The organism is Leclercia sp. CFBP8987, assembly GCF_034044995.2.
Taxonomy (GTDB): domain Bacteria; phylum Pseudomonadota; class Gammaproteobacteria; order Enterobacterales; family Enterobacteriaceae; genus Enterobacter; species Enterobacter tamurae.
In genome coordinates, this window is the sequence record NZ_CM188255.1 from 814,669 (window position 1) to 841,389 (window position 26,721).

General features: G+C 57.2%; 24 protein-coding genes. 10 read left to right on the plus strand and 14 right to left on the minus strand.

Annotation, left to right across the window (positions count from 1 at the left end):
• The first annotated feature begins 123 nt into the window (after positions 1-123).
• Entirely contained in the window at positions 124-486 is a 363-nt protein-coding gene (yacL, locus tag SOM40_RS03810) for a protein YacL (protein ID WP_106994266.1), read from the plus strand.
• 30 nt (positions 487-516) lie between these two features.
• Here yacL and speD read toward each other — a convergent pair whose 3' ends face one another.
• The 3 genes from speD to SOM40_RS03825 form a co-directional block, all read right to left on the minus strand.
• The gene (speD, locus tag SOM40_RS03815) at positions 517-1,311 is read right to left on the minus strand and encodes an adenosylmethionine decarboxylase (protein WP_106994329.1); all 795 of its coding nucleotides are present in this window, start codon (positions 1,309-1,311) and stop codon (positions 517-519) included.
• A gap of 5 nt (positions 1,312-1,316) precedes the next feature.
• Entirely contained in the window at positions 1,317-2,174 is an 858-nt protein-coding gene (gene speE, locus SOM40_RS03820) for a polyamine aminopropyltransferase (RefSeq protein WP_261644776.1), read from the minus strand.
• 110 nt (positions 2,175-2,284) lie between these two features.
• Positions 2,285-2,632: a YacC family pilotin-like protein gene (locus SOM40_RS03825; RefSeq protein ID WP_103178301.1), complete on the minus strand. Its 348-nt coding sequence runs from the start codon at positions 2,630-2,632 to the stop codon at positions 2,285-2,287.
• A 145-nt stretch (positions 2,633-2,777) separates the two neighbouring features.
• Here SOM40_RS03825 and cueO point away from each other — a divergent pair, with 145 nt between their 5' ends.
• Positions 2,778-4,319: a multicopper oxidase CueO gene (gene cueO, locus SOM40_RS03830; protein WP_261644777.1), complete on the plus strand. Its 1,542-nt coding sequence runs from the start codon at positions 2,778-2,780 to the stop codon at positions 4,317-4,319.
• A 73-nt stretch (positions 4,320-4,392) separates the two neighbouring features.
• Here the strand turns inward: cueO and SOM40_RS03835 are convergent, their stop codons facing one another.
• Complete coding sequence (locus tag SOM40_RS03835; RefSeq protein ID WP_320529990.1) at positions 4,393-6,780, minus strand: glucose/quinate/shikimate family membrane-bound PQQ-dependent dehydrogenase; 2,388 nt, start codon at positions 6,778-6,780, stop codon at positions 4,393-4,395.
• Positions 6,781-6,985: 205 nt separating this feature from the next.
• On the opposite strand from SOM40_RS03835, the gene hpt reads away from it, so the two are divergent.
• Complete coding sequence (gene hpt / locus SOM40_RS03840; protein WP_106994270.1) at positions 6,986-7,522, plus strand: hypoxanthine phosphoribosyltransferase; 537 nt, start codon at positions 6,986-6,988, stop codon at positions 7,520-7,522.
• Between the two features lie 97 nt (positions 7,523-7,619).
• Here the strand turns inward: hpt and can are convergent, their stop codons facing one another.
• Positions 7,620-8,282 carry a carbonate dehydratase gene (gene can, locus SOM40_RS03845; RefSeq protein WP_106994271.1) on the minus strand — a complete coding sequence of 221 codons (663 nt, stop codon included), beginning with the start codon at positions 8,280-8,282 and terminating at the stop codon, positions 7,620-7,622.
• A 107-nt stretch (positions 8,283-8,389) separates the two neighbouring features.
• Here can and SOM40_RS03850 point away from each other — a divergent pair, with 107 nt between their 5' ends.
• The 4 genes from SOM40_RS03850 (at position 8,390) to SOM40_RS03865 (ending at position 11,939) form a co-directional block, all read left to right on the plus strand.
• Positions 8,390-9,316, plus strand: a complete 927-nt coding sequence (locus SOM40_RS03850) for an ABC transporter ATP-binding protein (RefSeq protein ID WP_106994272.1) — start codon at positions 8,390-8,392, stop codon at positions 9,314-9,316.
• The gene (locus SOM40_RS03855) at positions 9,313-10,083 is read left to right on the plus strand and encodes an ABC transporter permease (RefSeq protein ID WP_106994273.1); all 771 of its coding nucleotides are present in this window, start codon (positions 9,313-9,315) and stop codon (positions 10,081-10,083) included. The genes SOM40_RS03850 and SOM40_RS03855 overlap by 4 nt, the downstream gene beginning before the upstream one ends.
• 105 nt (positions 10,084-10,188) lie before the next feature.
• Positions 10,189-10,629, plus strand: coding sequence for a PTS sugar transporter subunit IIA (locus SOM40_RS03860; protein ID WP_320529991.1), 441 nt, complete (start codon positions 10,189-10,191; stop codon positions 10,627-10,629).
• A 62-nt stretch (positions 10,630-10,691) separates the two neighbouring features.
• Positions 10,692-11,939: a polysaccharide deacetylase family protein gene (locus tag SOM40_RS03865; protein ID WP_320529992.1), complete on the plus strand. Its 1,248-nt coding sequence runs from the start codon at positions 10,692-10,694 to the stop codon at positions 11,937-11,939.
• Between the two features lie 3 nt (positions 11,940-11,942).
• Here the strand turns inward: SOM40_RS03865 and panD are convergent, their stop codons facing one another.
• The 9 genes from panD to thpR form a co-directional block, all read right to left on the minus strand.
• Complete coding sequence (gene panD / locus SOM40_RS03870) at positions 11,943-12,323, minus strand: aspartate 1-decarboxylase (protein WP_106994276.1); 381 nt, start codon at positions 12,321-12,323, stop codon at positions 11,943-11,945.
• Between the two features lie 83 nt (positions 12,324-12,406).
• Positions 12,407-13,261, minus strand: a complete 855-nt coding sequence (panC, locus tag SOM40_RS03875) for a pantoate--beta-alanine ligase (RefSeq protein ID WP_106994277.1) — start codon at positions 13,259-13,261, stop codon at positions 12,407-12,409.
• Between the two features lie 11 nt (positions 13,262-13,272).
• A complete protein-coding gene (gene panB, locus SOM40_RS03880) occupies positions 13,273-14,064 on the minus strand; it encodes a 3-methyl-2-oxobutanoate hydroxymethyltransferase (protein ID WP_106994278.1) in 792 nt (263 codons plus the stop codon).
• A gap of 122 nt (positions 14,065-14,186) precedes the next feature.
• Positions 14,187-14,666 (minus strand): 2-amino-4-hydroxy-6-hydroxymethyldihydropteridine diphosphokinase, encoded by a 480-nt coding sequence (folK, locus tag SOM40_RS03885; protein WP_106994279.1) that lies wholly within the window; start codon positions 14,664-14,666, stop codon positions 14,187-14,189.
• Positions 14,663-16,060, minus strand: coding sequence for a polynucleotide adenylyltransferase PcnB (pcnB, locus tag SOM40_RS03890; protein ID WP_207630114.1), 1,398 nt, complete (start codon positions 16,058-16,060; stop codon positions 14,663-14,665). The genes folK and pcnB overlap by 4 nt, the downstream gene beginning before the upstream one ends.
• Before the next feature lie 53 nt (positions 16,061-16,113).
• A complete protein-coding gene (gene gluQRS / locus SOM40_RS03895; RefSeq protein ID WP_106994330.1) occupies positions 16,114-17,001 on the minus strand; it encodes a tRNA glutamyl-Q(34) synthetase GluQRS in 888 nt (295 codons plus the stop codon).
• Between the two features lie 72 nt (positions 17,002-17,073).
• On the minus strand, positions 17,074-17,529 hold the full coding sequence (dksA, locus tag SOM40_RS03900; RefSeq protein WP_012016093.1) for an RNA polymerase-binding protein DksA: 456 nt from the start codon (positions 17,527-17,529) through the stop codon (positions 17,074-17,076).
• Positions 17,530-17,706: 177 nt separating this feature from the next.
• Entirely contained in the window at positions 17,707-18,411 is a 705-nt protein-coding gene (gene sfsA / locus SOM40_RS03905; RefSeq protein ID WP_320529993.1) for a DNA/RNA nuclease SfsA, read from the minus strand.
• A 12-nt stretch (positions 18,412-18,423) separates the two neighbouring features.
• On the minus strand, positions 18,424-18,954 hold the full coding sequence (thpR, locus tag SOM40_RS03910) for an RNA 2',3'-cyclic phosphodiesterase (RefSeq protein ID WP_106994282.1): 531 nt from the start codon (positions 18,952-18,954) through the stop codon (positions 18,424-18,426).
• A gap of 73 nt (positions 18,955-19,027) precedes the next feature.
• Here thpR and hrpB point away from each other — a divergent pair, with 73 nt between their 5' ends.
• The 3 genes from hrpB to fhuA all read left to right on the plus strand — a co-directional run bounded on the left by hrpB (position 19,028) and on the right by fhuA (position 26,678).
• Positions 19,028-21,457 carry an ATP-dependent helicase HrpB gene (gene hrpB, locus SOM40_RS03915; RefSeq protein WP_320529994.1) on the plus strand — a complete coding sequence of 810 codons (2,430 nt, stop codon included), beginning with the start codon at positions 19,028-19,030 and terminating at the stop codon, positions 21,455-21,457.
• A 219-nt stretch (positions 21,458-21,676) separates the two neighbouring features.
• A complete protein-coding gene (gene mrcB, locus SOM40_RS03920; protein ID WP_320529995.1) occupies positions 21,677-24,196 on the plus strand; it encodes a bifunctional glycosyl transferase/transpeptidase in 2,520 nt (839 codons plus the stop codon).
• 232 nt (positions 24,197-24,428) lie between these two features.
• On the plus strand, positions 24,429-26,678 hold the full coding sequence (fhuA, locus tag SOM40_RS03925) for a ferrichrome porin FhuA (protein ID WP_106994285.1): 2,250 nt from the start codon (positions 24,429-24,431) through the stop codon (positions 26,676-26,678).
• The last annotated feature ends 43 nt before the right edge of the window (positions 26,679-26,721 follow it).

Genomic DNA, 26,721 nt, shown 5'->3' on the forward strand with positions numbered 1-26,721 from the left:
TGAGGGCATCAGACCGCAGGGTCTTGCCCTCACCTTTTTATTTTCATTCCTTCCACGCGTTCCGCTTTTTTTCTGCCTCGCTGCTGCGATAATTACTGTAAGGGCTTTGCAGAGGAAAATACTATGGATTACGAATTTCTGCGTGATATTACCGGCGTGGTGAAAGTGCGCATGTCGATGGGCCACGAAGTGGTCGGTCACTGGTTCAATGAGGAAGTGAAAGAGAACCTGAGCCTGCTCGATGAAGTGGAACAGGCTGCGCGCACGGTAAAAGGCAGTGAACGATCCTGGCAACGTACCGGGCATGAATACACGCTGTGGATGGACGGCGAAGAGGTCATGGTTCGCGCCAATCAGCTGGAGTTTTCCGGCGACGAGATGGAAGAGGGGATGAACTACTACGATGAAGAGAGCCTGTCGCTGTGCGGCGTAGAGGATTTTCTGCAGGTGGTGGCGGCCTACCGTGATTTCATGAAACAGAAGTAAGATCCGGAGCCTCCCTGCTCCGGACGCACCTTATACGGCCGTAATGTTGCGGCCGTAGTAAATTTCGCGCATCTCTTTCCACAGCAGGTCAGTAATAACCTTCCGCTCATCTTCGCTTAAATCTTCCGGCCGGGTATGGAACATGTAGTGCTTCAGGTCGAACTCCTTCAGCAGCATCTTGGTATGGAAGATATTTTCCTGATACACGTTCACATCCATCATGTCGTACAGCGCTTTCATGTCCTCAGACATAAAGCTCTGGATCGAGTTAATTTCATGATCGATAAAGTGTTTCATACCATTGATATCACGGGTAAAGCCGCGCACGCGGTAATCAATGGTCACGATGTCGGACTCAAGCTGATGAATCAGGTAATTCAGCGCATTGAGAGGGGAGATGACTCCGCAGGTCGACACTTCAATATCGGCGCGGAAAGTACATAATCCGCCTTCCGGATGACTCTCCGGGTAGGTATGGACGCAGATATGGCTCTTATCGAGATGGGCCACCACCGCTTCCGGCAGCGGGCCGGGGTGCTCGGTAGGGTCGATAAGCGTCGGATCGACAGGCTCTTCGCTGACCAGAATGGTGACGCTGGCGCCCTGAGGTTCATAATCCTGACGGGCGATGTTCAGGATATTGGCACCGATGATGGAACAGGTTTCTGACAGGATCTCGGTCAGTCGGTTGGCGTTATAGAGTTCATCGATATAGGCGATATAACCATCGCGCTCTTCCGCCGTTTTCACATAGCAGATATCGTAAATACAAAAACTCAGGCTTTTGGTCAGGTTGTTAAAGCCATGCAGTTTTAGCTTTTTCAATTCATTCACCCCCTCAGAGCATCCTGCAAATATTGTGGTAAGGCAAAGGCTGCAGTATGGACGGCCGGATTGTAATAACGGCAGGTCAGATTCGCGTGCTGGAAGCGCGCCTGAATGATGCCGGTAGAGAGATGACGCAGGGCATCATTGTCCGTCGCCCAGGCAAAGGTCATTACGCCGCCGTAATAGGTCGGGATCGCCGCCTGGTAGAAGCTGACGTCGGTAAAGTAGTGGCTCAGCTTACGGTGGCTGTCGAGGGCCTCATCCTGCTGCAGGAAGCAGACGCCGTTCTGGGCGACGAAGACCCCGCCGGTATTCAGGCAGCGTTTGCAGCCTTCATAGAACGCCGAGGTAAAGAGGCTCTCGCCGGGCCCAATCGGATCGGTGCAATCGGAGATGATCACATCGAAAGTCTGCGCCGTCTGATTAACAAAATTGACGCCGTCGTCGATCACCAACGTAAAGCGCGGATCGTCGTAACTTCCGGCATTGTGATTGGGCAGATACTGGCGGCAGAAAGAGACCACGCCAGCGTCGATCTCGACCATGGTGATGCTTTCAACGTTTTTATGGCGGGACACTTCACGCAGCATGGCGCCGTCGCCGCCGCCGATGATCAGCACATGCTTCGCATTGCCGTGGGCCAGCAGCGGGACGTGAGTCATCATCTCGTGATAAATGAATTCATCACGCTCGGTGGTCTGCACCACGCCATCCAGCGCCATCACCCGGCCAAAGGCCGCGTTTTCGAAAATGATCAGATCCTGATGATCGGTTTTCTCATGATAGAGCACGTTATCAATGGCAAAGTACTGTCCAAACTGGTCATGCAGCGTTTCATGCCACATTTTCTTTTCGGCCATGGGATGATACCTCCTTTGTTAACACCCGGTTAAAACGGGCGAAACATCATAGCTAACAATGACCGTGGTTGCACGGTCATCAATTCAGCAATCGGGCATCGGGAGGGGAGTTACTTAACGTAGGCGAGCAGGCTCAGCGAGTCGCGAGCCAGGGCTTTACATTTTTTTGCCGTGGGAATGCCGATGCCGCTGAGATCGCGGTAGCTGTCTTCACCGAGGGTTTTCATATCGAAACTGTCGTAGTTGCTCAGATCCCACTGGTTCTGTTGAGCAAAGAAGACCAGCGCGCGACGAATCTGACCGTTAGGTAAATTCTGGTAGCCACAGTCGTTTTTCAGAAATACAAACACCGCCGTTAAATCCGCCATGTCTTCGGCTTCATTTTCACTCAGCGCATAGCTGTTTGCGCAACTTATCATCAGGGTGCTGAACAGGATTGTTCGGAAAAACGTCTTCATTGCTTCTACCAATACGTCACGGAAATTCAACGTTAGCACACTTCCCGCCGGTGCGACGATCTTTATTATCTCCGCTTTTCTTGACCTTCCGGCAGGGGGAGGGTTTATGCTCATGACATCGAATGCTGCGAATAAGGAGATGAACATGCAACGCCGTGATTTTTTAAAATATTCTGCCGCACTGGGTGTCGCCAGTGCCTTACCGCTGTGGAGCCGCGCCGCTTTTGCGGCCGAGCGTCCCGTCCTGCCGATCCCCAATTTGCTCACACCCGACGCGCGTAATCAGGTGAAGCTGGTGGTGCAGGCGGGCAAAACCACCTTTGGACCGCACAACGCCACCACCTGGGGCTACAACGGCAATCTGCTGGGCCCGGCCATTCAGCTACGCAAGGGAAAAGCGCTGACCGTCAATATCCACAATACCCTTAATGAAGAGACCACCGTCCACTGGCACGGTCTGGAGGTACCGGGCGAGGTGGACGGTGGCCCGCACGGCATCATTAAACCCGGTGGCCAGCGGACAGTGACCTTTACCCCGGATCAGCGGGCGGCCACCTGCTGGTTCCATCCCCATCAGCACGGCAAAACCGGGCATCAGGTGGCGATGGGGCTCGCCGGGCTGGTACTGATTGAGGATGATGAAAGCCGCCTGCTGCGCCTGCCTAAGCAATGGGGCATCGACGATGTGCCGGTGATCGTGCAGGACAAAAAATTCACCGCCGACGGACAGATTGATTACCAGCTGGATGTGATGAGCGCCGCGGTGGGCTGGTTTGGCGATACGCTGCTGACCAACGGCGCTATTTATCCGCAGCACAATGCCCCGAAAGGCTGGCTGCGCCTGCGTCTGCTCAACGGCTGTAACGCCCGCTCGCTTAACTTTGCCGCCAGCGATAAGCGCCCGCTGTACGTAGTTGCCAGCGACGGCGGTCTGCTGGCCGAGCCGGTGAAAGTGACCGAGCTGCCGATGCTGATGGGCGAGCGTTTTGAGGTGCTGGTGGATATCAGCGACGGCAAGCCGTTTGATCTGGTGACCCTGCCGGTCAGCCAGATGGGGATGGCGGTGGCACCGTTTGATAAGCCGCAGCCGGTTTTGCGCATTCAGCCGCTGCTGGTGACCGCATCGGGCACATTGCCAGAGACGCTGACCACCCTGCCGGCGCTGCCATCACTGGAGGGGCTGACCCAGCGCAAACTGCAGCTGTCGATGGATCCGATGCTCGACATGATGGGCATGCAGGCCTTAATGAAGAAGTACGGCCATCAGGCCATGGCGGGCATGGATCATGGCCAGATGGATCACGGCAAGATGGGCGGGATGGATCACAGCATGCATGGGTTTGATTTCCGTAACGGCAATCGCATCAACGGTAAAGCTTTCGATATGCACACGCCGCAGTTCGCCGCCGCGAAAGGGCAGTATGAGCGCTGGACGATCTCAGGTGAGGGGGACATGATGCTGCACCCGTTCCATATCCACGGCACGCAGTTCCGCATCCTGGCGGAAAACGGTAAAGCGCCAGCGGTGCATCGCGCGGGCTGGAAAGATACGGTTCGCGTTGAGGGTGGGGTGAGTGAGGTATTAGTGAAGTTCGATCACGACGCGCCGAAAGAGTATGCCTATATGGCGCACTGCCACCTGTTAGAGCATGAAGATACGGGGATGATGCTCGGTTTCACGGTATAAAAAAGCCGGGTGGCGGCTACGCCTTACCCGGCCTACAGTTCTAAAAACGGCAACTTTCGTTGCCGTTTTGCTTTTATTTCTCGTCAGGCAACGCGTAGGCAACAATATAGTCGCCCATCTTCGTGCCAAACGAACCGTGACCGCCCGCGGAGATCACCACAAACTGCTTACCATTGGCCTCATAGGTCATTGGCGTGGCTTGTCCACCGGCTGGCAGACGACCCTGCCACAGTTTCTCACCGTTGCTCATGTTATATGCGCGCAGGTAGTTATCGGCAGTCGCGCCAATGAACAGCACGTTGCCGGCGGTGGAGATCGGGCCACCCAGCATCGGCATACCCATATTGAACGGCACCGGGATCGGCATCGGGAACGGCATGCTGTCCTGTGGCGTACCAATACGTTTTTTCCATACCACCTGATTGGTTTTCAGATCCAGAGCGGAAATGTAACCCCAGGCAGGCTGTTTACACGGCAGACCAAACGGAGAGAGGAACGGATTCAGGGTCACGCCATACGGCACGCCGTACTGTGGCTGAATACCCGATTCAGTACCGGTACCCTGAGCGTCTTTCGGCTGCTCCATCGGGTTGCCAGGGCCGCGTGGGATCAGCTTAGAAACGAACGGCAGGGCCATCGGGTTAGCAATCGCCACCTGACGGTTCGGATCCACGGAGATACCGCCCCATTCGAACATCCCCAGGTTACCCGGGAACACCAGCGTGCCCTGCTCGGACGGCGGGGTGAAGATACCTTCATAGCGCAGCTGATGGAACATCACGCGACACACCAGCTGGTCAAACATAGTGGCGCCCCACATGTCTGCCCCGCTGAGATCTTTCTTCGGACGGAAGCTCAGATCGGAGAACGGCTGGGTTTTGGTGACGTAGTCGCCTTTTGCTGCGCCCTGTGGAACCGGTTTTTCCGGTGCCGGCACGACCAGCTGACCGTTACGACGATCCAGCACAAAGATATTACCGGTTTTCGCCGGGGCGTAGATCACCGGTACGGTCTGGCCGTTAACGGTGATGTCAGCCAGCGTCGGCTGGGACGGCATATCCATATCCCACAGATCGTGGTGAACGGTCTGATAGCTCCACGCCAGTTTCCCGGTGGTCGCATTCAGTGCCACCACAGAGCTGGCATAACGCTCCTGTTCCGGCGTGCGGTTGCCACCCCAGATATCCGGCGTGGTCACGCCCATCGGCAGGTAGACCAGGTCCAGCTTCGCGTCATAGGCGGCAGGCGCCCAGGAGTTCGGGGAGTTGAAGGTGAAGGTGTGCTCATCCGACGGGATAGCGTTTGGATCTTTCGCACCCGGGTCAAAGGCCCACAGCAGCTTACCGGTGTTAACATCAAAACCACGGATCACACCGGAGGTTTCGCGGGTGGAGAAGTTATCTGTTACTGAACCGGCAATCACGATGGTTTTATCGGTGATGATCGGCGGTGAGGTCGGCTCATACAGACCCGGAGTTTGATCCGGCATGTTGGTCTGCAGATTCAGTACGCCTTTGTTGGCAAAGGTTTCGCACAGCTTGCCGGTTTCCGCGTTGAGAGCAATCAGACGACCGTCGTTCACCGGCAGCATGATGCGGCGCGGACAGTCGGCAACCACTTCCGGGCTGGCATTATCAGCACGGGCTTCGTGGTAAGAGACACCACGGCAGGTTACGTGCTGGAACTGGTTATTGGTTTTCAGCTGCGGATCGAAGTGCCATTTCTCTTTACCGGTGGCTGCATCCAGCGCGAACAGACGCTGGTGCGCCGTACACAGGTAGAGCATGTTGCCCACTTTAATCGGCGTCACTTCGTTAGTCAGCTCGCCCGGATCGTTCGGCATCTTGAGATCGCCGGTACGGAATACCCAGGCTTCTTTCAGGTTTTTCACGTTGTCCGCGTTGATCTGCTTCAGCGGGGAGTAACGTTGGCCTTCCTGGTTACGACCGTAGGCAGGCCAGTCGCCATCTGCCACGTCGGAGATAGCCGCCGCCGGGGTGGAATCGGCATTCAGCGTGCCTTTGATTTCCTGCGGATCGTTAAAACCAGCCCAGGTCAGGATCCCGCCGCTGATCAGCAGCGCCACGACCAGCGCGGTAACCGCCCCGCCGGAGCGCACGATCAGACGACGCCAGACGAAAGGCAGGATCAGCCAGATACCGAAGAAGACCAGAATATCGCTGCGTGGGGTCAGCGCCCAGAAGTCGAAGCCGACCTCCCAGACGCCCCAGATCATCGTAGCGAGCAGCAGGACGGCATAAAGCCACAGTGCCGATTGTTTACTGCGCCATAACAACAGGGTGACGCCTAACATCACTACGCCAGCAATCGGGTAGTACCAGGAGCCGCCAATCGCCACCAGCCAGACTCCCCCTATTAACAGGTAGAGCCCGCACAGGGCTGCGAACAGCGCTGTAAGCCTCACGAGTAACCGTGAGTGTTGAACCTTTGTTTCCGCCATAAAAAGTACTCTTTAAGTTTGTTAATTTTTTGATAGCAATTAATTATAGAACTTAACAAGTGTGATCGGAATCACAAATCTGGCTTTTATGAACGGATGCGCCAGGAGGATCCATTTGCTGGTATACTTCAGGGCTTATGTAGCGATGCCGGACGCGAATCCATCGGCATTGAGAAATTCGTTCTAAAAACATACGGTTAGTAAAATGAAACATACTGTTGAAGTGATGATCCCGGAAGCGGAGATCAAAGCGCGTATCGCCGAACTCGGTCGTCAGATCACCGAAGCCTATAAAGACAGCGGCAGCGAGATGGTGCTGGTGGGTCTGTTACGCGGTTCCTTCATGTTTATGGCCGATCTCTGCCGCGAAGTGCAGGTCTCCCATGAAGTCGATTTTATGACCGCCTCCAGCTATGGCAGCGGTATGTCGACCACTCGTGATGTGAAAATCCTTAAAGACCTGGATGAAGACATTCGCGGCAAAGATGTTCTGATTGTTGAAGACATCATCGACTCCGGCAACACCCTGTCGAAGGTGCGCGAAATTCTCAGCCTGCGTGGACCTAAATCGCTGGCGATTTGTACCCTGCTGGACAAACCGACCCGCCGTGAAGTTCAGGTTCCCGTGGAGTATGTTGGCTTCTCGATTCCGGACGAATTCGTGGTGGGCTACGGCATTGACTACGCTCAGCGTTATCGCCATCTGCCGTATGTCGGCAAAGTGGTGCTGCTGGACGAGTAAGGTAAGTTGGGTGCGGCTTGATGCCCTCACCCCGACCCTCTCCCACAGGGAGAGGGAGCAAACACTAAAAACGGCAACTTGCGTTGCCGTTTTGCTTTTACTTATGATTATCGTGCTTCTGGGTCAGGTTTGAGACGCCGCGACGGTAGCGCTGCTCAAGGGTTTCCCGGTTGGTGGCAGTGACTTCCAGATCGCGCAGCAGGCCATCGTGGATGCCGTACGCCCAGCCGTGGATCGTCACTTTCTGCCCGCGCTTCCACGCAGACCGCATAATAGTGGAGTGGCCGAGGTTATAGACCTGCTCCATCACGTTCAGTTCACACAGGGTATCCAGACGACGCTCCTGCGGCATTTGCCCCAGCAGTGAGCTATGTTTGAACCAGATATCACGAATGTGCAGCAGCCAGTTGTCGATCAGACCCAGTTCGGTGTTCTCGACCGCCGCCTGTACACCGCCGCAGCCGTAGTGACCGCAAATAATGATGTGTTCGACTTCCAGCACGTCAATGGCGTACTGCACCACGGACAGGCAGTTCAGGTCGGTGTGGATCACCAGGTTTGCGACGTTACGGTGAACAAAGAGTTCGCCCGGTTCGAGGCCAGTCAGACGTTCAGCGGGAACGCGGCTGTCGGAGCATCCAATCCAGAGAAAGCGTGGTTTCTGCGCCTGAGACAGTTTCTCAAAAAATCCGGAATCTTCCTCCAGCAGCATCTTTGACCATAGTGCGTTATTGCTGATGAGTGTATCTATGTCATTCATGGAGATAAACGGCCTGTAACCGGGTTAATGCGTTGCGCTAATATAGGGCAACTCCATTTTTTTTAAAACAACACTTCGCGTGTCAGCACTATAGGTAACTCTATTTCATGACCATTGCACTGGAGCTCGAGCAGCTTAAAAAAACCTATCCGGGTGGTGTCCAGGCACTGCGCGGCATAGATCTTAAAGTCGAAGCCGGTGATTTTTATGCGCTTCTGGGGCCCAACGGGGCAGGTAAATCCACCACCATCGGCATTATCAGCTCGCTGGTGAATAAGTCCTCTGGCCATGTAAAGGTCTTCGGCTACGACCTGGAAAAGGACGTGGTGAACGCCAAGCGCCAGCTGGGGCTGGTGCCGCAGGAGTTCAACTTCAATCCGTTTGAGACCGTTCAGCAGATTGTGGTTAACCAGGCGGGCTATTACGGCGTGGAGCGCAAAGAGGCGGTTGAGCGCAGCGAAAAGTACCTCAAACAGCTCGATTTGTGGGAAAAACGAAACGAACGTGCGCGGATGTTGTCCGGCGGCATGAAGCGTCGTCTGATGATTGCCCGGGCGTTAATGCATGAGCCAAAACTGCTGATTCTGGATGAACCGACTGCCGGGGTGGATATCGAACTTCGCCGCTCGATGTGGGGCTTTTTGAAGGATTTAAACGACAAAGGCACCACCATCATTCTCACTACCCACTATCTGGAAGAGGCGGAAATGCTGTGCCGCAACATCGGCATCATTCAGCATGGCGAGCTGGTGGAAAACACCTCGATGAAGAGCCTGCTCTCCAAGCTGAAATCAGAAACCTTTATTCTCGATCTGGCGGCGAAAAGCGCCCTGCCGAAGCTGGAAGGCTATCAGTACCGTCTGGTAGATACCTCCACACTGGAAGTGGAAGTCCTGCGCGAGCAGGGGATCAACAGCGTCTTCAGCCAGCTGAGCCAGCAGGGGATTCAGGTATTAAGTATGCGTAACAAAGCAAACCGACTGGAAGAGCTGTTCGTCTCGCTGGTCCATGAGAAACAAGGAGATCGCGCATGATGCAGCTTTACTGGGTGGCGCTGAAAAGTATCTGGGCCAAAGAGATCAACCGCTTTATGCGCATCTGGATCCAGACCCTGGTGCCGCCGGTGATCACCATGACACTCTACTTTATTATCTTCGGCAACCTGATTGGCTCGCGGATCGGTGAGATGCACGGCTTCACCTATATGCAGTTTATCGTGCCCGGCCTGATCATGATGGCGGTGATCACCAACGCCTATGCCAATGTGGCGTCGTCGTTCTTTAGCGCCAAGTTCCAGCGCAACATTGAAGAGCTGCTGGTGGCCCCGGTGCCTACCCACGTTATCATCGCTGGCTACGTCGGCGGCGGCGTGGCGCGCGGACTGTGCGTCGGCGTGCTGGTGACGGCGATTTCCCTGTTCTTTGTGCCGTTCCAGGTGCACTCCTGGCTGTTTGTCGGCCTGACGCTGCTGCTGACGGCGGTGCTGTTCTCACTGGCCGGTCTGCTGAATGCGGTGTTCGCCAAAACCTTTGACGATATCAGCCTGATCCCGACCTTCGTCCTGACGCCGCTGACCTACCTCGGCGGGGTGTTCTACTCCCTGACGCTGCTGCCGCCGTTCTGGCAGGGGCTGTCACACCTGAACCCGATCGTCTATATGATCAGCGGTTTCCGCTTTGGCTTCCTCGGTATTTCCGATGTGCCGCTGGTGACCACCGTCGGCGTGCTGGTGATCTTTATCGTCGCCTTCTATCTGCTGTGCTGGAACCTGATCCAGCGCGGACGCGGACTGCGCAGCTGATCCTCAGGCCCGGCGGCGTTCTGTTGCCGGGCCGGTTTATTGACCATCATCACCCCCATATTCTCCCGACCCCGCTAGACTACCCCTTTCTGATGAGAGGTGACGATGCTGGGTTGGGTAATCACGTGCCATGATGAACATGCGCAGGAGATGGCGGATAAGCTCGCCGTCCGGTTTGGGCCGCTGGTGCAGTGCCAGGTGGTCAATTTCTGGCGCGGATTAAGCGTCAATATGCTCAGCCGTATGCTGTGCGATGCCCAGCATCAGGTCGACAGCGGTGACGGGGTGATCTTCCTGACCGATATCTCTGGCGCCGCCCCTTATCGCGCGGCGGCGCTACTCAGCCACAAGCACGACAATTGCGAAGTGATCTCCGGGATCGGTTATCCCTTGCTGGAGATGATGTATCCCCTGCGGGAGATGACCGACAGCACCGGCTTTCGCGACACCATCGTGGCCCGCGGTGCACCGGGGGTCAGCAGCCTGTGGCATCAGCAGCAGAAAAACCCGCCTTTTGTTCTGCTCCATAACGTGGAGAAATATTAGGCATTGGTATTACTGGCGCTTTTGTTACAATGCCGTCAGTTTTTCGTACTGAATAAAACCCTATGTTCTCGCGTATCTTTTTCCTGCTTCTGCTGCTGGTCTCCGGCGGCGTCTCTGCCAGTCTGCTCAGCCAGCAAGGGCTTCCGCCCCGCTATATGCAAACCACCGAAGATGCCGCTATCTGGGCGCAGGTGGGCAACAAGGTCGTCACCGTAGGCAACCTGCGTGCCGGGCAAATCATTGCGGTGGTGCCCACCGCGGCGGATTACTATGAGTTCCGCTTTGGCTTTGGCACCGGCTTTATCGACAAAGGCCATCTCGGCAAGGTGCAGGGCAAACAGCGGGTGGAGGATAGCCTGGGGGATCTGAACAAACCGCTCAGCAATCAGAACCTGATCACCTGGAAGGACACGCCGGTCTACAACGCCCCCAATGCCGGCAGCGCGCCGTTTGGCACTCTGGCGAGCAATCTGCGTTATCCGATCCTCAGCAAGCTGAAGGACCGGCTTAATCAGACCTGGTATCAGATCCGCATTGCCAACCGCCTCGCCTGGGTCAGCAGCCTGGACGCGCAGGAGGATAACGGCCTGCCGGTGCTGACCTATCACCATATCCTGCGCGATGAAGAGAACACCCGTTTTCGCCATACCTCAACCACCACCAGCGTGCGCGCCTTCAATAACCAGATGGCCTGGTTGCGCGATCAGGGTTACACCACCCTGACGATGTACCAGCTGGAAGGCTACGTGCGTAACAAAATGAACCTGCCGGCCCGCGCGGTGGTGATCACCTTTGACGATGGCCTGAAATCGGTCAGCCGCTACGCCTGGCCGATCCTGAAGCAGTACGGCTTTCACGCCACGGCATTTATTATCTCGTCGCGGATCAAAGCCCATCCGCTGAAATGGGATCCCAAATCGCTGCAGTTTATGAGCATTTCCGAGCTGCGTGAGATCCAGGACGTGTTTGACGTGCAGTCACACACCCATTTCCTGCACCGGGTGGATAACAACCGTCATCCGATCCTGCTGAGCCGCAGTTACCAGAACATCGTGATGGACTTTAAGCACTCCCGTCGCGCGCTGGCGCAGTTTAACCCGCACGTGCTGTACCTTTCGTACCCGTTCGGCGGCTATAACGATAACGCGGTAAAAGCGGCTAACGACGCTGGTTTTCATCTGGCGGTGACGACGGTGAAAGGGAAGGTGAAACCGGGGGATAATCCATTCCTGCTGAAGCGCTTATATGTGCTCAGAACGGATTCGTTAGAGACGATGTCGCGGCTGATCAGTAATCAGCCGCAAGGATAAAAATCAGGCGACCTGAACCGGAATCGCTTTCGCGGTACGTTTCATGTCGTTATCCCCTTCAAAGTAGGCCACTTTTGGCTGCCAGCGGCGCGCTTCTTCATCGGACATCATGACAAAGCTGGCGATGATGACGATATCATCCACATTGGCGCAGTGCGCTGCCGCACCGTTGACGGAGATAATTTTAGAACCCCGTTCAGCCGCGATAGCGTAGGTTGAGAAACGGTTACCGTTACTCACGTTCCAGATATCAATGGCTTCGTTTTCAAGAATACCCGCTGCGTCGAGAAAATCCTGGTCGATCGCGCAGGAGCCTTCATAATGCAGATCGGCCTGCGTGACCTTCACACGGTGAAGCTTACCTTGCAGCATTTTGCGAATCATGACGTTACCTTAACTCTTTGTCGTATCCCCTCCCGAAGAAGGGGCTGAGGAAACTAATCCGTTAGCATGGATATGCTCAGTGCTTACTGAGCCAGTTCAACTACTGTGTTATCAATCAGACGCGCCTGGCCGAGCCATGCGGCCACCAGGATCACCGCCCGCTTGCTGTCAGACGAGAGCGCCAGCAGGGTGTCGGCATCGCGGATTTGCACATCGTCAGCCCGTAAGCCGCCGTCGTTCAGCGCCTGTTCTGCCAGGGCCACAATCTCTTCGCTGCTCAGCTCTTTATTCTTCAGCTGGGCGGCCATGTTGCTCATCACCTTGTACAGCGTCGGGGCGATTTTACGCTGGTCAGCGGTGAGATAGCCGTTGCGCGAACTCAGCGCCAGACCATCTTTGGCGCGCACGATCGGTACGCCAACGATCTCGATGTCGTAGCCCATGTCGGCGACCATCTTGCGGATCAGCGCCAGCTGCTGGAAATCTTTCTCACCGAAGCAGGCGATATCCGGCTGCACCAGGTTAAACAGCTTGCTGACGATGGTGGAGACGCCGCGGAAGTGACCCGGACGGCTGGCCCCTTCCAGCATGGTGGAGATGCCAGGCACGTCAACAAAGGTGGTCTCTTCCGTGCCTTTCGGATAGACATCATTCGGGGCCGGGGAGAAGACGAAATCCACCTTATGCTTTTTCAGCTTCTCGCAATCTTCCTGCAGCGTGCGCGGGTAGCGCGCCAGGTCGTCGGCACGATCAAACTGCATCGGGTTAACGAAGATACTCACCACCACCACATCGGCGCGGGCTTTGGCTTCGTCCACCAGCTTCATGTGGCCGTCATGCAGGTTGCCCATGGTGGGCACCAGGGCGATACGTTTGCCTTCCTGGCGCAAACGACGAATGTGCTGGCGCAGCAGCGGCAGGGTTTCAATGATTAGCACAACGAGACTCCTTACTGGAAACTGTGTTCTTCACCCGGGTAAACACCCGATTCAACGTCGGCAATATACTGCCTGACCGCGCCGCGCATGTCGCCTGCGTCGCTAAGGAAATTCTTCGCAAATTTCGGGATATGCCCGCCGGTGATGCCAAACGCGTCATGCATAACCAGGATCTGGCCGTCGGTGACGTTACCGGCACCAATGCCGATCACCGGAATAGTGAGCGCGTCGGTGATGCGTTTCGCCAGCGCGACCGGCACGCACTCCAGCACCAGCAGCTGGGCGCCCGCGGCTTCGATGGCCAGCGCATCGTCAAACAGCGTCTGGGCGGCATCACCGCGGCCCTGCACCTTGTAGCCGCCAAAGATATTGACCGACTGTGGGGTTAACCCCAGATGGCCGCAGACCGGCACTGCGCGCTCGGTGAGCATGCGCACGGTCTCAACCAGCCAGGCGCCGCCTTCCACTTTGACCATATTGGCCCCGGCGCGCATCACCGTGGCGGCATTCTCAAACGCCTGCTCCGGGGTGGCATAGGCCATAAACGGCAGATCGGCGAGCAGCAGGCAGGCGGGAGCCCCGCGACGCACCGCCCGGGTGTGGTAAGCAATATCCTCTACCGTCACCGGCAGCGTGGAGTCATGTCCCTGGACCGTCATCCCTAACGAGTCGCCAACCAGCATGACGTTAATGCCCTCTTCGGCAAAGAGTTTGGCGAAGCTGTAGTCATAGGCCGTAATCGTGGCGAAGCGCTGCTTGTCCTGTTTGCATTTCTGCAAGGTGGCGATGGTGGTTGGTTTCATACTGTTTCCTGATAGCCCAAAGCGAATCTTTGCGCATTCTAACAGTAACATTCGAGGGAACAATGATTTTAGGTGTTCGATAAACCATAAAAGATTTAGGGTTTATTAACAGAAAAGTGGCGTTACCAGCGGGCGGGTTTTTCGGCGTTCAGCTGTGCAAGCAGGGCGCTCAGACTTTCACCGTCAGGGAAGAGAAGATCGGGGGCAATTTCGAACAGCGGCCAGAGCATAAAACCGCGGCGCTTCATGTCGTAATGCGGCACCGTCAGGCGCTCGGTGTTAATCACTGCATCACCAAACAGCATGATGTCCAGGTCGAGGGTGCGCGGTCCCCAGCGTTCTTCTTTACGCACGCGACCCTGCTGCAGCTCGATGCGCTGGGTATTGTCCAGCAGCGATTCGGCGCTGAGCGCGGTCTTCAACGCAATGGCGGCGTTCAGGTAGTCGGGCTGATCCTGCGGGCCCAGCGGGGGAGTGCGGTAAAACGAGGAGAGGGCGACAACGCGGGATTGCGGGATGTCGCCTAACGCCTGAACGGCAGCATTGACCTGCTCCAGGGGAGAGGCCAGATTGCTGCCGATGGCGATATACGCCAGCGTCATGCCGCGCCTTCGCGACGCGGCGCGCGCTTGCGTGGACGACGATGACGACGACGCGGAGCCGGATCTTCATCCAGATCGCCCAGCATGTCTTTCTGCGCCGGTGGTGCTGACACCTGGAACTCACCCCACCACTGCACCAGAAGCTGCAGCTCGCGGTTGTTTTCCGCTTCGGCACGCAGGGCCATCAGATCGTAAGCTGCACGGAATTTTGGATGCTCCATTAACTTCCACGCGCGTTTACCCTGACGACGGGACATCCGCAGCTGAAGCTGCCAGATATCACGCACCAGCGTGGTAATGCGTTTCGGGATCGCCAGCGAGCGGCAGGCTTCATCAAGCACGTCGTTGGCGGCCAGGGCGAAAGCGTCGTAATAGGCCAGACCGCTTTCCTGGGCAATCTTCTGCGCGGTTTCCAGCAGCGGATACCAGAACATCGCCGCAAACAGGAATGCCGGGTTAACGCGCATATCGTTCTGAATGCGGTTATCGGTATTCTTCAGCACCTGGTCGATGATGCGTTCCATTGCGCTGTCACCTTTTTCGGTGAAATTACGCGTGATGGTCGGGAACAGGGGCTGGAACAGGCTGTATTCGCGCAGCAGCTGATAGGTAGCAAAACCGTGACCTGCCTGCAGCAGCTTCAGCGCCTCTTCAAACAGACGCGCCGGCGGCACATCGTTGATCAGGGTCGCCAGGCGCGGGATCGGCTCGGCGGTCTCAGGGCTGATCTGCATATCCAGCTTGGCGGCGAAACGCACGGCGCGCAGCATACGCACCGGATCTTCACGGTAGCGCGTTTCCGGGTTGCCGATCAGGCGGATCAGACCCGCCTTCAGGTCCGGCACGCCACCGACGAAATCGCGGACGGTAAAGTCAGCCACGCTGTAATAGAGGCTGTTGATAGTGAAATCGCGGCGCTGAGCATCTTCTTCGATAGAACCAAAGATGTTGTCACGCAGCAGCATGCCGTTCTGACCCTGCTGAGAGGTCGTCCGGTCTGATGGGGTACCTTCGTGATGACCACGGAAGGTGGCGACCTCGATGATTTCTGGGCCAAACATGACGTGAGCAAGGCGGAAGCGACGACCGACCAGGCGGCAGTTGCGGAATAATTTACGCACCTGCTCAGGCGTGGCGCTGGTGGTCACGTCAAAATCTTTTGGCTTTTTGCCCAGCAGTAAGTCACGCACCCCGCCACCAACAAGATAGGCCTCATAGCCAGCTTTATTCAGGCGATAAAGGACCTTCAGGGCGTTTTCACTGATATCTTTGCGGGAAATAGCATGCTGCTCGCGCGGAATAACCGACATCGTATTTTGAACAATGACGTCATCCGCCATGCTCTCATCGCGGCTCAGCACCTTACGGCAAAAATTAGCGACTCGGGTAAAAATAGTACACCTCGGTAGTGTGTGTTTCAGAATTCAGGACAAAAAATAGCGGCTAATCATAGCTCAGCGAGACGCATTTGAGAATGCTGGATTTTCGGCACGCGGTTTAGCGACCACTGGGCCACCGCTTTTTCCAGTAATTCTTCGGTTCGCAGATCCTGCCACTCATGTGTTACATCCTGGTTGAGAAATTGTAAGGCATTGATAAGAACTGGGCGAGGATCGCCTGTCGGTAACGCCGGGGCATGATTCTGTTTCGAGAGTTTCATCCCTTTTTCATTCACCACCAGCGGCAAATGGATATAGTCCGGTACTGGCCAGCCAAACAGCTGGTAGAGCGAAATCTGCCGCACGGTGGGTTCGATCAGATCGGCCCCGCGGACAATCTCGTTTACTCCCTGAAAATGGTCATCCACCACCACCGCCAGATTGTAAGCAAACAGCCCGTCCCGGCGATGGATAATAAAATCCTCATCCGCCAGCCGTGGATCGGCGTGGAGCAGGCCTTGCAACTGGTCGGTAAAGCAGGTCACCGGATGCTGTTGCACTACGCGCACCGCCGCGTTTTCCGGGCCATGATGCAGCGTGCGGCAATGGCCGTCATAGACGCCGCCGACGCTCTGAATGCGCGCGCGGGTGCAGGTGCAGTAGTAGGAGAGTCCCTGGGCGTGCAGCCAGGCCAGGCGCTCGCGATAGGCGTCGTGACGCTGAGATTGCCACAGCACCTCGCCGTCCCAGTGCAGGCCGTAATGTTCCAGCTGACGCAGAATGGTCTCTGCTGCACCGGGAACTTCACGCGGGGGGTCAATATCTTCGATACGTACACGCCAGATACCCTGGCGGGCACGGGCTTGCAGATAGCTGCCAAGCGCGGCAATGAGCGAGCCGAAATGCAGTTCGCCAGAGGGGGATGGCGCGAAGCGCCCAATATAGTCAGCAGGCATAATCACACAGCGCAGAAAGTAATCAGGCGGGAGAAGACTCCCGCCTGTGATAGCGTCACGACAGGGTCGGAATTAACCGGCCATCTGTTTTTCGCGGATTTCTGCCAGCGTTTTGCAGTCGATGCACAGGTCGGCTGTTGGACGGGCTTCCAGACGACGAATGCCGATTTCGACACCGCAGGACTCGCAGAAGCCGAAATCTTCGTCTTCGACTTTTTTCAGCGTCTTTTCAATCTTCTTAATCAGTTTGCGTTCGCGGTCACGGTTACGCAGTTCAAGGCTGAACTCTTCTTCCTGGGCGGCACGGTCTACCGGGTCCGGGAAGTTAGCGGCTTCGTCCTGCATATGAGTAACGGTGCGATCGACTTCATCCCTGAGTTGATTACGCCATGCTTCAAGAATTCGCTTGAAGTGCGACAGCTGGGCTTCGTTCATATACTCTTCGCCCGGCTTCTCTTGATACGGCTCCACCCCAGCGATGGCGAGAATACTCAGGGACGATGTTTTACGGTTTTGCCCTTCTTGCATGTTGCTTCTCCTTAACACGCACTATCGATCCCCGTGTTGGGGGAAAAATCAGGCCGCTATAAATAGCAGATGCTTTTCCGTAAGGCAATTATCTAAACGTAACACTTGACAAGCCTGTGAGGAAAAGCGTATTTGCGCACACGACCAGAACACTTAATAAACAACACTCAACCCCTTTTATAACGTGACGGGAAGAGCGGATCTCAGAGTCATATTATCGGCAGAAAGTTCCGCTTTATAAGCCAAAACCTCGACCCCCTGCTTTTGTGCCTCATTCAACAGTTGCGCGTACTTAAGGTCAATATGGCGGGCGGGTGAAAATCGTCTAATTGCGCTGTGCAACACCGCAAATAACAGCACGGCGCGCTTGCCTGCCGCCGCCACACTTATCAACTCCCGGAGATGCTTCTGCCCTCGCAGCGTGACCGCATCCGGAAAGTAGCCATTATCCCTTTCAGCTAACGTGACTGATTTCACTTCAATATAGCACTCAGGGCGATCCTCTGCCTGCAACATAAAGTCGATTCTGCTGTTTTCAGCACCATATTTCACTTCACTTTTTAAGGTGTTGTAACCGCACAGTTCAGGAATTAAATCCAGAGTAATCGCCTCTTTGACCAGCTGGTTCGCCCGCAGCGTATTGACGCAAATATAGTCTCCGGCGGCAGTCTGGGTTATTTCCCAGGTGTGGGGGTATTTGCGTTTGATATTGGAAGAGGTGGAGTACCAGACGGTATCGCCGGGCGTGGCGCAGCCGGTCATCGCCCCGGTATTCGGGCAGTGCAGGGTCAGCGTTTCGCCTTCCGGCGTCACCACGTCGGCGAGAAAACGCTTGTAGCGCTGCACCAGCGTGGCGGGTTTCAGGGCAGGGGTAAACAGCATGCAGATTCCTTGTTATTCGGTAAGCGTCCAGCGCTGGAGCGGCGTATAGCGGGTGCGCCCTCCGGCAAAAAGGCTCTCATAGAGGACAAATTCCGTCACCGGAAACGTCCACCGAAAACCCGGCGGCGGAATGGCCACCGCGTGGCTGGCGTCGCGCAGCAGGGTGATGTGCGGGTGAAACGGCTGCGGGCTCTGGTAACAGCCGCTGCGCGCCGCCTGGGCTCGCAGCATATTCGCCAGCTGCAACACTCCCCGGGGCGGCTGGCGGGTGCCCAGCCAGACGACGCGGGAGCGCAGCCACTGCCCGGCATCGTCCAGGGTCAGGGTAAACCCCGGCTGGCGAATGCGTCCGGCCATCGCCGCCAGCGCCTGACGTTTCTCGTCGCTGACATCCCCTAAAAACGCCAGCGTCAGGTGCAGGTTGGCCCCGGCCACCGGGCGGCCCGCTTCCGGGGCAAAGTGGTCGGCGCGCCAACGCACGATCTGCCGCTGGATCGGGGCAGGCATTTCAATGGCAAAAAACAGCCTTTTCGACTCAGACATACGGGGCACTCGGTAATGAATTGTGGCGATGCTACAATGTACGCCGTCTAAAGTTAACCCTCTGGAGCCATTCGTGTCCCTGTTGCCGGTCGCCGCTGTCCTTCCTGAACTTCTCCTCGCGTTACACCACGCCCCCCAGGTTCTGCTTACTGCGCCTACTGGTGCGGGGAAATCGACGTGGCTGCCGCTGCAGATCCTGGCCGAAGGGAAAATTAACGGCAAAATTATTCTGCTCGAACCGCGGCGGATCGCCGCCCGCAACGTGGCGCAGCGTCTTGCCGACCTGCTGGGGGAAAAACCGGGAGAGACGGTGGGCTACCGGATGCGGGCTGAAACCTGCGTGGGGGCGAATACCCGGCTGGAGGTGGTCACCGAGGGGATCCTCACCCGTATGCTGCAGCAGGATCCCGAGCTGACCGGCGTAGGGCTGGTGATCCTCGATGAGTTCCACGAGCGCAGCCTGCAGGCGGATCTGGCTCTGGTGCTGCTGCTGGATGTCCAGCAGGGGCTACGGGACGATCTTAAGCTGCTGATCATGTCCGCGACCCTGGACAACGATCGGCTTCAGCGCCTGCTCCCTGAGGCACCGACGATCGTTTCTGAGGGGCGTACCTTCCCGGTTGAGCGGCGCTATCAGTTGCTCTCCACCCAGCAGCGTTTCGACGAAGCGGTGGCGGTGGCGACTGCCGAACTGCTGCGTCAGGAGCCCGGTTCGCTGCTGCTGTTTTTGCCGGGGGTGATCGAGATCCAGCGCGTACAGGAGCAGCTCGCCCGCCGGGTGGCTGACGACGTGGTGCTCTGTCCGCTGTATGGCGCGCTGTCCTTGTCCGAGCAGCGTAAGGCGATCCTGCCTGCGCCGGTCGGACAGCGCAAAGTGGTGCTGGCGACCAACATCGCCGAAACCAGTCTGACCATCGAAGGCATCCGGCTGGTGGTGGATTCAGCCCAGGAGCGGGTGGCGAATTTCGATCCGCGCACCGGTCTGACCCGCCTGCTGACCCAGCGCGTCAGCCAGGCCTCGATGACCCAGCGCGCCGGGCGTGCCGGGCGACTGGAGCCGGGCATCTGCCTGCACCTTACGCCGTTTGAACAGGCCGAGCGCGCCGCCGCCCAGGGCACGCCGGAAATGTTGCAAAGCGATCTCAGCGGTCTGCTGATGGAACTTCTGCAGTGGGGATGCCGGGATCCTTCCCAACTGAACTGGCTGGATCTGCCCCCAGCGACTAACCTTGCTGCGGCCCGCCGCCTGTTAACCCAGCTTGGGGCACTGGTAGGGGAGCAGCTCAGCACGTTTGGCCAGAAGATGGCGAGGCTCGGCAACGACCCGCGGCTGGCGGCGATGCTGGCCAGCGCCAGAGGTGAAGACGAAATTGCGACGGCGGCAAAACTGGCGGCTATCCTTGAACAGCCCCCGCGAGGCGGCAGCAGCGATCTGGCCCAGGCCTTCTCCCGCAATCAGCCGGAGTGGCAGCAGCGCGCCCGGCAGTTAAGTTCGCGCCTCAACAGCCGCGGCGGAGCGCCGGACAGCGATTGCGTACCTGCGCTGCTGGCAAAGGCGTTTCCTGACAGGATCGCCCGCCGCCGCGGGCTCGACGGTCGCTATCAGCTGGCGAACGGCATGGGGGCGATGTTGCAGAGCGACGACGCCATGACCCGTCACGAGTGGTTGATTGCCCCGTCGTTATTGCAGGGCAGCCAGTCACCGGATGCCCGCATTTTGTTGGGCCTGGCCGTGGATATCGATGCCCTGATTGCCACCTCGCCGGGGCTGGTGGCGCAGTCTGACACCGTCGAGTGGGATGATACCCAGGGCACGCTGAAGGCATTTCGCCGTGCGCAGATTGGCCGCCTGACGGTAAACGTCAAGCCGCTGGCCAAGCCGTCGGAAGAGGAGCTGCACCAGGCGATGCTCAACGGCATCCGCGATAAAGGGCTCAGCGTCCTGAACTGGACCCCGGAGGCGGAGCAGTACCGGATCCGCCTCCACTGCGCGGCGCAGTGGCTGCCGGAGTTTGCCTGGCCGGCGGTGGATGACGCCTCGCTGCTGGCGTCTCTTGAGACGTGGCTACTGCCGCAAATGCAGGGCGTGCATTCACTTCGCGCCCTGAAATCACTGGATGTTAAGGCGGCGTTACAGAACTTAACCGACTGGTCGTTACGTCAACGTCTGGATACTGAGCTTCCGGGGCATTACACTGTGCCGACCGGCAGCCGGATAGCCATTCGTTATCATGAAGATAATCCTCCGGCGCTGGCGGTACGGATGCAGGAGATGTTTGGCGAGGCGATCACCCCAGCCATTGCCCAGGGGCGTGTGCCGCTGGTGCTGGAGCTGTTATCCCCGGCTCAGCGCCCGCTGCAGATTACCCGCGATCTGGGTGCTTTCTGGGCCGGCAGCTACCGCGAGGTGCAAAAAGAGATGAAAGGACGCTACCCGAAACATGTCTGGCCGGACGATCCGGCAAATACGGCGCCCACCCGGCGGACTAAAAAGTATTCGTGATGGTCATTGTAGGCCGGGTAAGCGTAGCGCCACCCGGCAATGGGGACCGAGCGGCCTGATGCCCTCACCCCGACCCTCTCCCACGGGGAGAGGGAGCAAACACTAAAGACGTTTATTTCATAAACGTCTTGCTGTTTATTTTGAGAGATTTCTTCTTCCTCCATCAGGGGGAAGAACTGAGAATCGGGCCCTTGCGCCTGATAGTTGCGGAGAGAGAGCATGGCGGGGAATGACCGCGAGCCAATAGGACGTAAAGGAAAGCCTTCACGTCCGGCGAAAGAAAAGGCAGGCCGTCGTCGCCTCAGTGATGAGGAGTATGACGACGTTGATAATGAGTATGAGGATGAAGCGCCCGTGCCACGTAAAGGAAAAGGCAAAAAAGGTAAACCTCGCGGCAAGCGCGGCTGGTTCTGGCTGCTGCTGAAGCTGTTAATTGTTTTCATCGTCCTGCTGGCGATCTACGGCGTCTATCTGGATCAGAAGATCCGCAGCCGTATCGACGGTAAAGTCTGGCAACTGCCAGCGGCGGTGTATGGCCGGATGGTCAACCTCGAGCCGGAGATGACCATCAGCAAGAACGAGATGGTCAAGCTGCTGGAGGCCACCCAGTACCGCCAGGTGACGAAGATGACCCGTCCTGGTGAGTTTACGGTGCAGGCGAAAAGCATCGAGATGATCCGCCGTCCGTTTGACTTCCCGGACAGCAAAGAGGGGCAGGTGCGTGCGCGTCTGACCTTCGACGGCGATCATATCGACACCATCGAGAACATGGAGAACAACCGTCAGTTCGGTTTCTTCCGTCTCGATCCGCGGCTGATCACCATGCTCTCCTCGCCAAACGGCGAGCAGCGTCTGTTTGTCGCACGTAACGGCTTCCCGGATCTGCTGGTGGATACTCTGCTGGCAACCGAAGACCGTCACTTCTATGAGCACGATGGCGTCAGCCTGTACTCCATTGGCCGTGCGGTGCTGGCCAACCTGACCGCCGGACGGACGGTGCAGGGGGCAAGTACCCTGACCCAGCAGCTGGTGAAGAACCTGTTCCTCTCCAGCGAACGTTCCTACTGGCGCAAGGCTAACGAAGCGTACATGGCGGTGCTGATGGACGCCCGCTACAGCAAAGATCGCATCCTTGAGCTGTACATGAACGAGGTCTACCTCGGTCAGAGCGGCGACAATGAAATCCGCGGCTTCCCGCTGGCGAGCCTCTACTACTTTGGCCGTCCGGTGGAAGAGCTGAGTCTCGACCAGCAGGCGCTGCTGGTGGGCATGGTGAAAGGGGCGTCAATCTACAACCCATGGCGTAACCCGAAACTGGCGCTGGAGCGTCGTAATCTGGTCCTGCGTCTGCTGCAACAGCAGCAGGTGATCGACCAGGAGCTGTACGACATGCTCAGTGCGCGTCCGTTAGGCGTTCAGCCGCGCGGCGGCGTCATCTCCCCGCAGCCTGCCTTTATGCAGATGGTGCGTCAGGAGCTGCAGGCTAAGCTCGGCGACAAAGTAAAAGATCTCTCCGGCGTGAAGATCTTCACCACCTTTGACTCGGTGGCGCAGGATGCCGCAGAGAAAGCGGCGGTGGAAGGCATTCCGGCGCTGAAAAAGCAGCGTAAGCTGAGCGATCTGGAGACCGCGATGGTGGTGGTCGATCGCACCACCGGTGAAGTGCGGGCGATGGTCGGCGGGGCAGAGCCGCAGTTTGCGGGCTACAACCGCGCCATGCAGGCACGCCGTTCGATCGGTTCTCTGGCAAAACCAGCGACCTATCTCACCGCCCTGAGCCAGCCGAACCAGTATCGTCTCAATACCTGGATTGCCGATGCCCCGATTGCCCTGCGCCAGCCAAACGGCCAGGTGTGGTCGCCGCAGAACGACGACAAACAGTACAGCGGTCAGGTGATGCTGGTGGATGCCCTGACGCGGTCCATGAACGTACCAACGGTTAACCTCGGGATGGCGCTGGGTCTGCCAGCGGTCACCGATACCTGGCTGAAGCTGGGCGTGCCAAAAGATCAGCTGCATCCGGTTCCGGCTATGCTGTTAGGTGCCCTGAACCTGACGCCAATCGAAGTGGCGCAGGCGTTCCAGACCATCGCCAGCGGCGGTAACCGTGCTCCGCTCTCGGCGTTGCGTTCGGTGATTGCCGAAGATGGCACCCCGCTGTACCAGAGCTTCCCGCAGGCGGAGCGTGCCGTACCGGCGCAGGCCGCGTACATGACCCTGTGGACTATGCAGCAGGTGGTACAGCGCGGGACCGGTCGCCAGCTTGGCGCGAAGTATCCGGGTCTGCATCTGGCGGGTAAAACCGGGACCACCAACAACAACGTCGATACCTGGTTTGCCGGCATCGACGGGCGTGAAGTGGTGATCACCTGGGTCGGACGCGATAACAACCAGCCGACGAAACTGTACGGTGCCAGTGGGGCGATGTCGATTTACCAGCGCTATCTGGCTAACCAGTCGCCGGTGCCATTAACCCTGACGCCACCGGAAGATATCGTCGATATGGGCGTGGATCAGTCGGGCAACTTCGTGTGTGGCGGCGGGATGCGTAGCGTTCCGGTCTGGACCTCCAACCCGGACTCCCTGTGCCAGGCGCCAACGCCAGAGCCAACGGGCAACCCGTTTGAGCAGTCTTCTCCTCAGCAGCCGCAGCAGCAGCAACAGCCGCAGCAGCAGAATGAGAAGAAGGACAGCGACGGCGTCGCGGGCTGGATCAAAGATATGTTCGGCGGTAACTAATCAAAAGTCCCTCTCCTGCGGGAGGGGGACTTTTCACCTCAATTCAACATCCCTCCAACAGTAAAATTCCCGTTTATTAACCCTGCGTTTTCCGTTGTTTATTTCTTATACCCTCATTTCCTGTAGGGCCGCATATCACTTGCTATGCCGTGAATGTTTCGCATAATATGCTGCGGTCATAATAATAATTCTCGTTTACGTTATCATTCACTCTTTCATCAGAGATATACCAATGGCGCATTCAAAAACTGCTCAGCCAATGCAATCTTCGCTGCGTAAAATCGCAGTTGTTGTAGCTACAGCGGTTAGCGGCATGTCTGCTTTTGCCCAGGCTGCTGACACCCCTAAAAAAGAAGAAACCATCACCGTAACCGCAGCGTCAGCTCCACAGGAGAGCGCCTGGGGTCCGGCGGCAACCATTGCCGCACGCCAGTCCGCTACCGGGACCAAGACCGATACCTCCATTGAGAAGGTACCGCAGTCTATCTCCGTAGTGACCGCGGAAGAGATGGCCCTGCACCAGCCACGCTCGGTGAAAGAAGCTCTGAGCTATACGCCAGGGGTGGCAGTGGGTACGCGCGGTGCGTCGAACACCTATGACTACCTGATTATTCGTGGTTTTGCTGCCGATGGCCAAAGCCAGAACAACTACCTCGACGGCATGAAGATGCAGGGCAACTTCTATAACGACGCGGTAATTGACCCTTATATGATCGAGCGCGCGGAAGTGATGCGCGGGCCGACCTCTGTTCTCTACGGCAAAAGCAGCCCGGGTGGCTTGCTGAACATGGTCAGCAAACGTCCGCTGACAGAGCCGCTGAAAGAGATCCAGTTTAAAGTTGGGACGGACAGCCTGTTCCAGACCGGGTTTGACTTCAGCGATGCGCTGGATGATGACGGCGTTTACTCTTATCGTCTGACCGGCCTGGCGCGTTCCAACAACGCCCAGCAGGAGCGCGCGGAAGAGCAGCGTTATACCATTGCGCCATCCTTCTCCTGGCGTCCGTCAGATAAAACCACCTTCACCTTCCTCTCCTATTTCCAGAACGAGCCAGAAACCGGTTACTACGGCTGGTTGCCAAAAGAGGGCACGGTTGATCCGCTGCCAAACGGCGATCGTCTGTCGACCGATTTCAACGAAGGGGCGAAAAACAATACCTATTCCCGTAACCAGAAAATGGTCGGGTATAGCTTCGATCACGAGTTTAACGACACCTTCACTGTGCGTCAGAACCTGCGCTTTGCCGAGAACAAAACCTCGCAGAACAGCGTCTATGGCTACGGCGTCTGCTCCGATGCGGCGAACAGTGGCAACGCCCTGTGTAACGCGTTATCCCCTGCGGACAAAGGCCATTACCTGGCGCGTAAGTACGTGGTTGATGATGAGAAGCTGCAAAACTTCACCGTCGATACCCAGCTGCAGAGCAAATTCGCTACCGGCGAAGTTGACCATATCCTGCTGACCGGCGTTGACTTTATGCGCATGCGTAACGACATCAACTCGTGGTTCGGCTATGACGGTTCCGTCCCGCTGCTGGATCTCTACAATCCGGTGTATAGCGATTTCGATTTCGGCTCACAAAACCCGGACAACTCCGGCCCGTATCAGATCCTGAACAAGCAGCAGCAGACCGGTCTCTACGTCCAGGATCAGGCGCAGTGGGATAAAGTGCTGGTTACCCTGGGTGGTCGTTACGACTGGGCCGATCAGGACTCTATCAACCGCGTTGCGGGCACTACCGCGTCACGGGATGACAACCAGTTCACCTGGCGTGGCGGGGTTAACTACCTGTTCGATAACGGCGTTACCCCTTACTTCAGCTACAGCGAATCCTTCGAGCCGTCCTCCCAGTCCGACGCACAAGGCAAGCCGTTTGCGCCGTCGAAAGGCAAGCAGTACGAAGTGGGCGTGAAGTATGTTCCGAGCGATCGTCCGATCGTGCTGACCGGGGCGCTGTATCAGCTGACCAAAACCAACAACCTGATGGCCGATCCTGCGGGCTCGTTCTTCTCGGTTGAAGGCGGCGAGATCCGCGCCCGTGGCGTGGAAATCGAAGCTAAAGCGGCACTGTCTGCCAGCGTTAACGTGGTGGGCTCTTACACCTACACCGACGTGGAGTACACCACCGACACCACTTACAAAGGCAACACCCCGGCGCAGGTGCCGGAGCACATGGCCTCCCTGTGGGGTGACTACACCTTCTATGATGGCGCACTCTCTGGCCTGACGCTGGGTACCGGCGGTCGCTTCTCCAGCTCCAGCTATGGCGATCCGGCGAACTCCTTCAAGGTGGGCAGCTATGCGGTGATGGATGCCCTGGTCCGTTACGATCTGGCGCGTGTTGGCATGGCGGGCTCGAACGTGGCGCTGCATGTGAACAACCTGCTGGATCGTGAATATGTCGCCAGCTGCTTCAACACCTATGGCTGCTTCTGGGGTGCAGAACGCCAGGTTGTTGCGACTGCGACCTTCCGCTTCTAATCGTTAAACTTGGGCACGATTTTCGTGCCCTTTTCTTTACTTA